General features: G+C 67.9%; 10 protein-coding genes. 4 read left to right on the top strand and 6 right to left on the bottom strand.

The window, feature by feature from the left end:
- Nucleotides 1-139: 139 nt before the first annotated feature.
- From alkB to B3446_RS12880, 3 genes are all read right to left on the bottom strand, one after another.
- Nucleotides 140-793 carry a DNA oxidative demethylase AlkB gene (alkB, locus tag B3446_RS12890; RefSeq protein WP_291381537.1) on the bottom strand — a complete coding sequence of 218 codons (654 nt, stop codon included), beginning with the start codon at nucleotides 791-793 and terminating at the stop codon, nucleotides 140-142.
- 1 nt (nucleotide 794) lies between these two features.
- Nucleotides 795-1508 (bottom strand): 2OG-Fe(II) oxygenase, encoded by a 714-nt coding sequence (locus B3446_RS12885; protein WP_291381535.1) that lies wholly within the window; start codon nucleotides 1506-1508, stop codon nucleotides 795-797.
- A 205-nt stretch (nucleotides 1509-1713) separates the two neighbouring features.
- Entirely contained in the window at nucleotides 1714-3255 is a 1542-nt protein-coding gene (locus B3446_RS12880) for a phospholipase D family protein (RefSeq protein WP_291381533.1), read from the bottom strand.
- Between the two features lie 118 nt (nucleotides 3256-3373).
- Here B3446_RS12880 and B3446_RS12875 point away from each other — a divergent pair, with 118 nt between their 5' ends.
- Complete coding sequence (locus B3446_RS12875) at nucleotides 3374-3958, top strand: helix-turn-helix domain-containing protein (protein WP_291381531.1); 585 nt, start codon at nucleotides 3374-3376, stop codon at nucleotides 3956-3958.
- A gap of 7 nt (nucleotides 3959-3965) precedes the next feature.
- Complete coding sequence (locus B3446_RS12870; RefSeq protein ID WP_291381529.1) at nucleotides 3966-4502, top strand: GNAT family N-acetyltransferase; 537 nt, start codon at nucleotides 3966-3968, stop codon at nucleotides 4500-4502.
- 21 nt (nucleotides 4503-4523) lie between these two features.
- On the opposite strand, the gene B3446_RS12865 is transcribed toward B3446_RS12870, so the two are convergent.
- Nucleotides 4524-4856 (bottom strand): hypothetical protein, encoded by a 333-nt coding sequence (locus B3446_RS12865; protein WP_056558301.1) that lies wholly within the window; start codon nucleotides 4854-4856, stop codon nucleotides 4524-4526.
- 260 nt (nucleotides 4857-5116) lie between these two features.
- On the opposite strand from B3446_RS12865, the gene B3446_RS12860 reads away from it, so the two are divergent.
- On the top strand, nucleotides 5117-5932 hold the full coding sequence (locus B3446_RS12860; RefSeq protein WP_175124428.1) for an SDR family NAD(P)-dependent oxidoreductase: 816 nt from the start codon (nucleotides 5117-5119) through the stop codon (nucleotides 5930-5932).
- A gap of 61 nt (nucleotides 5933-5993) precedes the next feature.
- Here the strand turns inward: B3446_RS12860 and B3446_RS12855 are convergent, their stop codons facing one another.
- Together B3446_RS12855 and B3446_RS12850 are read right to left on the bottom strand one after the other, a co-directional pair.
- On the bottom strand, nucleotides 5994-6749 hold the full coding sequence (locus B3446_RS12855; RefSeq protein ID WP_291381525.1) for a sulfite exporter TauE/SafE family protein: 756 nt from the start codon (nucleotides 6747-6749) through the stop codon (nucleotides 5994-5996).
- Nucleotides 6746-7162 carry a sel1 repeat family protein gene (locus B3446_RS12850; protein WP_279970867.1) on the bottom strand — a complete coding sequence of 139 codons (417 nt, stop codon included), beginning with the start codon at nucleotides 7160-7162 and terminating at the stop codon, nucleotides 6746-6748. Before B3446_RS12850 ends, B3446_RS12855 begins: the two co-directional genes overlap by 4 nt.
- Nucleotides 7163-7283: 121 nt before the next feature.
- Here B3446_RS12850 and B3446_RS12845 point away from each other — a divergent pair.
- Nucleotides 7284-8179, top strand: an 896-nt coding sequence (locus B3446_RS12845) for a LysR family transcriptional regulator (protein WP_291381521.1), incomplete at its 3' end; no start/stop codon positions are given.

The raw sequence follows: 8179 nt of genomic DNA, 5'->3' as shown, positions 1-8179 counted from the left end.
GCGTGTGCAGTTGCGCGCGGCGTGAGCGATCCGGGGCCGGCCTGGGCAACCCAGGCGGCCGCGGCAACGCGCGACCCGCGCTGTCCCCACGGCCCGGGTCGCCAGGTTTCACAGGGACGCCGGCAGCGGCCGCGCGCCCCTATCCCGCCTTGCGAATCGTGAAGTTGATGCGCCGGCTGCCCAGCCGCGGATGCGGCAGGTCCTTCAGCGGCATCACGCCGTGAAACCGCAGGCGGTCCACGCCTCCCCAAACGACGACGTCACCGTGAAACAGCGGCACCCGCGCCGCGCGGTCCGCTCGGTCGTCTCCCCCGAAGAGAAACATCGCCGGCATGCCCAGCGACACCGACACGATGGGCGCGCTGAAATCGCGCTCGTTGCGGTCCTGGTGCAGCGACAGACGCGAGCCGGGTTCGTAGCGGTTGACCAGGCACGCATCCGGCGAAAAATCCGGAAAGCCGGCTTCCCGCGCCGCGTCCTGCGCCAACTGCCTGAACGCCTGCGGCATCGCCGGCCAGGGCTGACCGGACACAGGGTCGATGCGGCTGTAGCGATAGCCGCGGGCGTCCGTCGTCCAACCCAAGTCGCCGCAGTTCGTCAACGCCACCGACATCGTGTAGCCGCCGGGCGTCTCCATGTGCCGGAACGGCGCCTGCGCGGTCACGTCGTCCACGCCGGCCAGCAACGCGTCCACGGTTGGCAGCGCAAAGCCGCGCAACACCACCGATTGCGGCCCGATGGTCACGCGGCCGTGTTGGGCGGAATCGTCGCCGCCGAATAGGTCCAAAGTCATGTCACACCGCGTCGTGAAAGATGATGCCCAGCGTATGGCGTCGCCCTGATCGCAATTCGCTCACGCCATGGCGCATGGCCACCTTGCGCCACCCGCGCACGCCGGGAACCGGGCGCTGATTTACCGTGAAGATCAGCGCGTCGCCTTGTTGTAGCGGCAGCACGTCGGCGCGCTGCTCGCGGGTGCCGGTTTCCGTCATGACGAATTCGCCGCCGGTGAAATCCTCGCCGGGTGCGGACAGCAGCACCGCCACCTGCAACGGAAACACGTGTTCACCATACAGGTCCTGGTGCAGACAGTTGAAGTCGCCCGGCCCGTACTGCAGGATCAATGGTGTCGGCCGACGCTGGCCGGCCGCATGGCAGCGCGCAAGAAAATCCGCGTGGTTCGCCGGATACTGCACGGCGATACCCATTTGCCGGTTCCACCGGTTGGCGACGGGCGCCAATTCGGCATAGAGCGCGCCGCGCAGGCGCGCTAGCAGGTCAGGCAAGGGATAGCGGAAATACTTGTATTCGCCGCGGCCGAATCCGTGGCGCGCCATCACGATACGGCTTCGGTAGCGATCATCGAGGTCGTAGGCGTCCGACAGCCCGGTGCATTGCGCAGGCGTCAGCAAGGCGGGCAGGATGGCGTTGCCGTGCGCGTCGAGGTCGGCAACTGCACGGATCCAATCCTGCTGCGCGAGCAGGGCGTCGGCGGGCGTCGTGGTCATGGTCGTTGAATGGAGAATTGCTGCGGCAGAACTACTGCGGCAAATTTCTGCGGCAGAATCACTGCGGAAAATCGCTGCGTCCAGTCTACGCCTTGCGAAATAAACGGCCACTCCGCTTGTTGCGGATTTTGACAGACCGGGTCGCGCTAGACCGGGTCGCGTTCGACCGGGTCGCGTTCGACCGGGTTGCGTTCGACTTCCACCCCTACAACAACGGCTCCAGCGGCAGCAGCGACGCCACCCACACGGTCGCGCGTTGCAACACGCTGGCGCCGGGCTCGCGGTCGTGGCGCACCGTGTGGCCGTCGCGCTCTTCCAGCCAGTAGAGCTTGCCCATCTCATCCAGCATGACGCGGTATGCGGTGCGGGGCAGTTCTTCCTCGAAGGCCTCTTCGACGCCGTGTGCCAGCGCCGGGCTGTCGATCACAAATCCCAGCTCGGTATTCAATCGCGCCGACCGGGGGTCGAAGTTGAACGACCCGACGAAAACGCGCTCGCCATCCACCGCGAAGGTCTTGGCGTGCAGGCTGGAGCCCGAACTGCCGAAGGGACCCATGCTCTTGTTGCGCTCGACGCCTTGCGCCGCGCGCTTCATTTCGTAGAGTTCGACGCCGGCGGCCAGCAAGTCCTTGCGGCGCTTGGCGTAACCCGAATGCACCACCGCCACGTCGGTGGCTTCCAGCGCGTTGGTCAGCACCCGGACCTTGACGCCATTGCGCGCCATCTTGGCAAACGCCTGCGTGCCGGCGGCGGTGGGCACGAAGTAGGGCGACACCAGCAGCAGTTCCTTTGCCGGCTCGCCCACAATCTCGTGCAGTTGGTGCGGCAGCATCGCCTCGCGCGGCGCGGTGCCCAGCGTCTTGCGCGGATCGTCGCTGACCATTCGCGTGCTCGCCCAGATCAGCGGCAGTTCACCGCCAAGCAATTGCCGGATGAAGGGCAGGTCGCGCATCGCCTGCGCATAGGCCGCGGCCTCGGGCGACTGTTCGACGGCGGCGGCGTCCGCCTCCAATTCTTCCAGTTCGTTGGACGCAGCTTTTCGGACGATGCCTTCCACCGGATAGGCGGAATCGCTGCGCCAGTAGCGGTCGAAGTCGCCCGACACGTCGCTGACGGCGGCGCCGATGGCCAGCACGTCCATGTCCCTGAACAGCACGCCGTCGGTGGCGCCAAAGTACTCGTCGCCGATGTTGCGGCCGCCGACGATGGTGGCCTGGTTGTCGGCGGTGAATGACTTGTTGTGCATCCGGCGGTTCAGCCGGTTGAAGTCCGTCAGGTAACCAAGCGGCTTGGGCCAGCGCAGCGTGAACGGGTTGTAGAGCCGCACCTCGATGTTCGGATGCCCGTCCAGCGCGGATAGCGTCCGGTCCAGGCCCGACGTGCCGTTGTCGTCCAGCAGCAGGCGCACGCGCACGCCGCGGTCGGCGGCCTCGTGCAGCGCCTCGAACAGCATGATGCCCGTCATGTCGTCGTGCCAGATGTAGTACTGCACGTCCAGACTGCGTTCGGCCGCACGCGCCAGCATCATGCGCGCGGCGAAGGCGTCCAGGGGATCGGCGAGGGCGTGGATGCCGGACTTGCCGGGATGCGCGGCGGCCAGCGGGGCGATCGCCTGGCCCAGGGGCGTTGCCCCGGCTTCCTCATTGGTAAGCCCCTGCGACACGCTGCGCTTGTCCAGCGAGGGAAGGGAACAACCGGAGGTCAACGCGCAAAAAATGGTCATGTAGAGGAGTTTGCCCAAGTGCATGACCGCTATTGTGCCGAATCCGGCGCGGGTCGGTCGTAGTGTCCGGCGGGCGAACGGATTGCGCATCGGGGAAACCACGCGGTCGACATGTTTTCATATTTGGAATAAATTCCCGAATATGGAACAATCAAATGCCACCGCCGTCACCGCCGATCCCGGGCTGGACCTTCGTCTGGCCGCCCGGCTCAAGACACTGCGCCAGGACCGGGGCTGGTCGCTGGACGATCTGGCCGGTCGCGCCGGCATCAGCCGCGCCACGCTCTCCCGCCTTGAAAATGGCGAGGTCAGTCCCACCGCCAACGTGCTGGGCAAGCTCTGCGCCGCCCATGGCATGACGATGTCGCGCCTCATGCTGATGGTCGAGGACGACTTTGCCGCCCACGTGCCCGAGGCCGCTCAGGCGGTGTGGGTGGATGACAGCGTGGGTTTCCGGCGCCGCTCGGTGTCGCCGCCGTCGCAGCGCCTGGCGGGCGAGGTGCTGGCCTGCGAACTGGCCGCCGATGCCCGCATCCGTTATGACCAATCGCCACGGCCAGGCCTTGAACACCATCTGCTGATGCTGGATGGCGAGCTCTCGGTCACGGCCGACGGCCACACGCATCGCCTGCTGCCGGGCGACTGCCTGCGCTACCAGCTATTCGGCGCCAGCGCCTTCGTCACCCCGCCGCACAGCGGCGCCCGTTACCTGCTTTTCATCGTCTGAGCCTGCCATGACCGCTGCAAACCTTGAATTGACGCTGCTGACGGCCGACGCCGCCGCGGCCGCCGTCCCCGAGCTGGCCACCTTGCTGCACGCGTGCGTGCAGGGCGGGGCCAGCGTCAGCTTCGTGCTGCCGTACACGCATGACGACGCGCAGGGGTTCTGGCGCGGCAAGGTGCTGCCGGGCGTCGAAAGCGGGGCGGTCAAGTTGTGGGTGGCGCGCGTGGACGGGCGGGTTGCCGGCTCCGTGCAACTGGACGTCGACACGCCGCCGAACCAGCCGCACCGTGCCGAGGTGCGCAAGCTGCTGGTGCATCCGGATTTTCGCCGCCAGGGCATCGCGCGCAAGCTGATGCACGAGGTCGAGGACATGGCGCGGCGCCTGCATCGCAGCCTGCTCACGCTGGACACGCGCACGGGCGATTCGGCAGAGCCGCTGTACGCGTCGCTGGGCTATCAGACGGTGGGGGTGATTCCGGGCTTTGCACGAGATCCGCTCGACCCGGCGAAGGTGGACGGAACGACGATCATGTACAAGCCGCTATGACCGGCGTTCCGCGCGGGGCGATCAGGCCAGCGGCTTGATGCCCACGCTGTAGGGCGGCGCATTGCCGCGCGCGGCGGCCTTGATCTTCAGCATGGACCCGCCGGGCGTGTACTCGAAGTCCTGATAGGGGACTTCGAACCATTGGTGAAAGCTGGTGCGCGAGAACTCGGGCACCCACACCTTTGCCCGTTTGGCGTCGCAGTGGAATTCCACCAGCGTGCGGTCGATGCCCAGCGGGCGGGTATTGCCGATGCGGTAGCTGACGCGCAGTTCGGCGCGTGCGACGCGGCCGGGCTGCCAGGTCAGGCCGATGGATTCCATGAAGTGTTCGATCGCTTCAATGCCGCGATGCATAGCTGACTCCGAAAGCAGCGGGGAAAGAAAGCCCCGCAATGACCCGCCGCGCGTGGCGGCGGCAAACAGACGGATTATCCGCCATATCGCATTGCCGTAGAAATAGGCAGGTTTCACGCAAGATCCAGCCTGTACGCCCGCGCACGCGATTCTTACTATCCTGTCCAGGGCCGCGCCGGCCGTGGCTCTGCAGAGCGCGGCGGTATCGGCCACGCAGCCAGGCATCTTGCCGGCGGCCGCAAGCAAGGGAAGGGAATCGTATGAATACCGAAAAAATCTGGTTGGTGACGGACGCGTCGGCCGGGCTGGGCGTCACGCTGGTCAAGATGCTGCTGGACCACGGGCACAAGGTCGCGGCCACGTCGGACGATGGCGATGCGTTGCTGGAAGCAGTGGGCGCCAAGCTGGAAGGCCGGTTCCTGCCCCTGACCGTCAACCTGGCCGACGAGCGCGCGGTGCGCCGCGCGGTGGACGCCACGGCGGCGGCCTTTGGCGGCATCGACGTCGTGGTGAATGGCGCCGGGCAGGGCGTGCAAGGCTCGCTCGAGCGGTTGTCGGATGCGCAGTTGCGCGGCACGTTCGATACCCACGTGTTCGGGGTGCTGAACGTCATCCGCGCCGTGATGCCGCGTCTGCGCGCGCAGCGTGGCGGGCATGTGTTCAATATCTCGTCGATTCTGGGTTTCGATGGCCGCGCGCCGGAATGGGGCGCCTACAGCGCCGCCAAGTTTGCCGTTAGCGGGCTGACCGAGTCCCTGGCCGCCGATGCCGCGCCGCTGGGCATCCGGGTGTCGCTGGTCTACCCGGGCGCGATGCGCGCGGGTGATGCGCAAGCATCCCCGGAGCTGGCCGCGCGCGGCGAGCAAGGATGGGACCAGGGCGGCGATCCGGTCAAGGCGGCGCAGGCGCTGATCCAGGCCGCCGAGGCGCAATACGCGCCCCTGCACCTGTTCCTGGGCCGCGATTCCTTCGATCAGGCGCGCAGCAAGATCCAGTCGGTGCAACAGGAGCTGGCGCGCTGGCGCGAGATGTCCGTGTCGATCGGTGCGGTTGACGGGAGACGGCTGGCCGCTTGAGGCGTACAGCGCGCCAGCGCATCAGGTGGGGAGCCCGCAGACCGTTTGAGGCGCGCAGCCGCTAGCCGCCCAGCAGCCCGCGCCCGGCCTGGTAGGCGCCCAGCAGCGCCAGGCTGACCATGAAGCACAGCTTGAACGTGCGCGCGGAAAGCCGGCCACGCAGCCGCTGCCCCAAAGCCATGCCGGCCAGCGCCGGCACCAACATCAGCAGCGACGCGCTGGCGGCGCCGGCCGTGTAGCCGCCGTTCAGCCACAGTCCCGCGGCCAGCGCCACGGCCGACACCGTGAACGAAATCCCCATGGCCTGGATGAGCGCATCCTTGTCCAGTTTCAGGGCTTGCAGATAGGGCACGGCCGGGATGACGAAGACGCCGGTGGCGGCCGTGATCACCCCGGTCACCGCGCCGGCCGCGATGCCGATCCATTGTTCATGCCGTGGCTGCACCGTAGGCGGCGAGCCAAACAGTCCCCAGCCGGCATAAGCCACCAGCGCCAGCCCCAGGAAGATGCCGGCCCATTCGCCGGAGGGCGGACCCAGCCACAGCGCGCCCGCCACCGTGCCCGCGCAGACGCCGGCCTGCATGCCGGCGATCCGCCGCAGGACCGCGCGCAATGTGACCCACGGCAGCGCCTGCCACAGGTTGGTGATGAGCGACGGCACGATGAGCAGCGCCGCCGCCTGCGCGGGCGCCATCACCAGCGCCAGCAATGCCATCGAAATGGTGGGCAGACCCAGCCCGACCACGCCCTTGACCACGCCGGCCAGGACGAAGACCGTCACAACAGCCGCGAGCAATACGGGATCGAAAAGATTCATGCGGGCTCGCAATGCGCGGTCAGCGCGTCCTTGGGACGGCCGAACAGGGCGAAAGCCACATCCTGCGACGGTCCCTCGTTCTGACGGGCGGCGCGCAGCAGCCATGCGCGTCCCTCGCACAGGTCTGCGGGCAGCGACGGGCCGTACAACGCCGGACCGCCGAGCAGCACCATGCCCAGCATCCGTTGCGCGGGCGGGTGGTCAGCACGCGCGGCGGCGCGCAGCCACGTCAGCATGGCGCCATGGTCGCCCTGCGTCTGGGCTTCCAACGCCAGTGCGTACTGCTGGGCAGGGGTGAGGGGGCCGCCAAGTCCGGCCTGCGCTTCGGCCACGCCTGAGGCGTGCAGCGCCAGTGCGACCAAGGCCAGCCCCGGCCAGCGCGCGGTCCGGGTGCGCAATAGTGCAATGTTCATGATTTCCGCCTGTCTGGGTGGGTGTGGACGCATTCTCACGCTCGCGCCCGGCCGCGCCTATCGGGATCTGGCTTACCCAGACTATGGCAGCGCCTGAGGCTCGCGTGCTACGCTTTTTTCCATGCGCTTTGACCTGACCGACCTACGCCTTTTCCTGAACGTGCACGAGACCGGCTCCATCACGGCGGGCGCGGGGCGGTCGCACATGACGCTGGCGTCGGCCAGCGAGCGTATCCGCGGCATGGAAGACGCGCTGGGCGTCCCGTTGCTGGTGCGCGAGCCACGCGGCGTGCAGGCGACGCCCGCCGGGCGCACGCTGGTCCATCACGCACGGCTGGTGCTGGGCCAGATCGACCGCATGCGCGGCGAGCTGGATCATTACGGCGCCGGGCTAAAGGGCCATGTGCGCGTGCTGTGCAACACCACGGCGCTCAGCGAGTACCTGCCGCCCGTGCTGGGCGCGTTTCTCAAGGACCATCCGCATATTTCCGTCGACCTCGAAGAGCGCCTGAGCCACGAGATCGCCGACGCGCTGCGGACCGGCGCATGCGACATCGGGGTGCTGGCGGACTCGGCAGATCTGCACGGACTGCGCACGCGCATCTTCCGCCACGACCCGCTGACGCTGATCGTGCCGGGCAACCATCCGCTCGCGGCGCACCAACAGGTGCTGCTGGAGGACGTGGCCGGGTTTGAATTCGTTGGACTGGTGCAGGGCAGCGCGCTGCAGGAGCACATCGCGCATCACGCGCGCCGCAGCGGCAAGGCGCTGTCCTATCGCGTGCGGTTGCGCAGTTTCGATGCCGTGTGCCGGATGGTGGGACAGGGGGTCGGCGTGGCGATCGTGCCGCGCGCGGCGGCGGTGCGCTATGGCCGCGCAGCGGGGGTAAGCCGCGTGACGCTGGCGGATCCGTGGGCGGCCCGCGATCTGGTGCTGTGTGTGCGCGACGATCTTCCCGCATACGCGGCGGATCTGGTGGCGTATGCGCTGCGCGACGCGCCGGCCGGCGATGCGAC

It is taken from the genome of Achromobacter sp. UBA5777 (genome assembly GCF_002418565.1).
Taxonomy (GTDB): Bacteria; Pseudomonadota; Gammaproteobacteria; order Burkholderiales; family Burkholderiaceae_B; genus Achromobacter; species Achromobacter animicus.
Note: the sequence above shows the minus strand (reverse complement) of the source record. Positions and strands in the feature narration are given on the sequence as shown.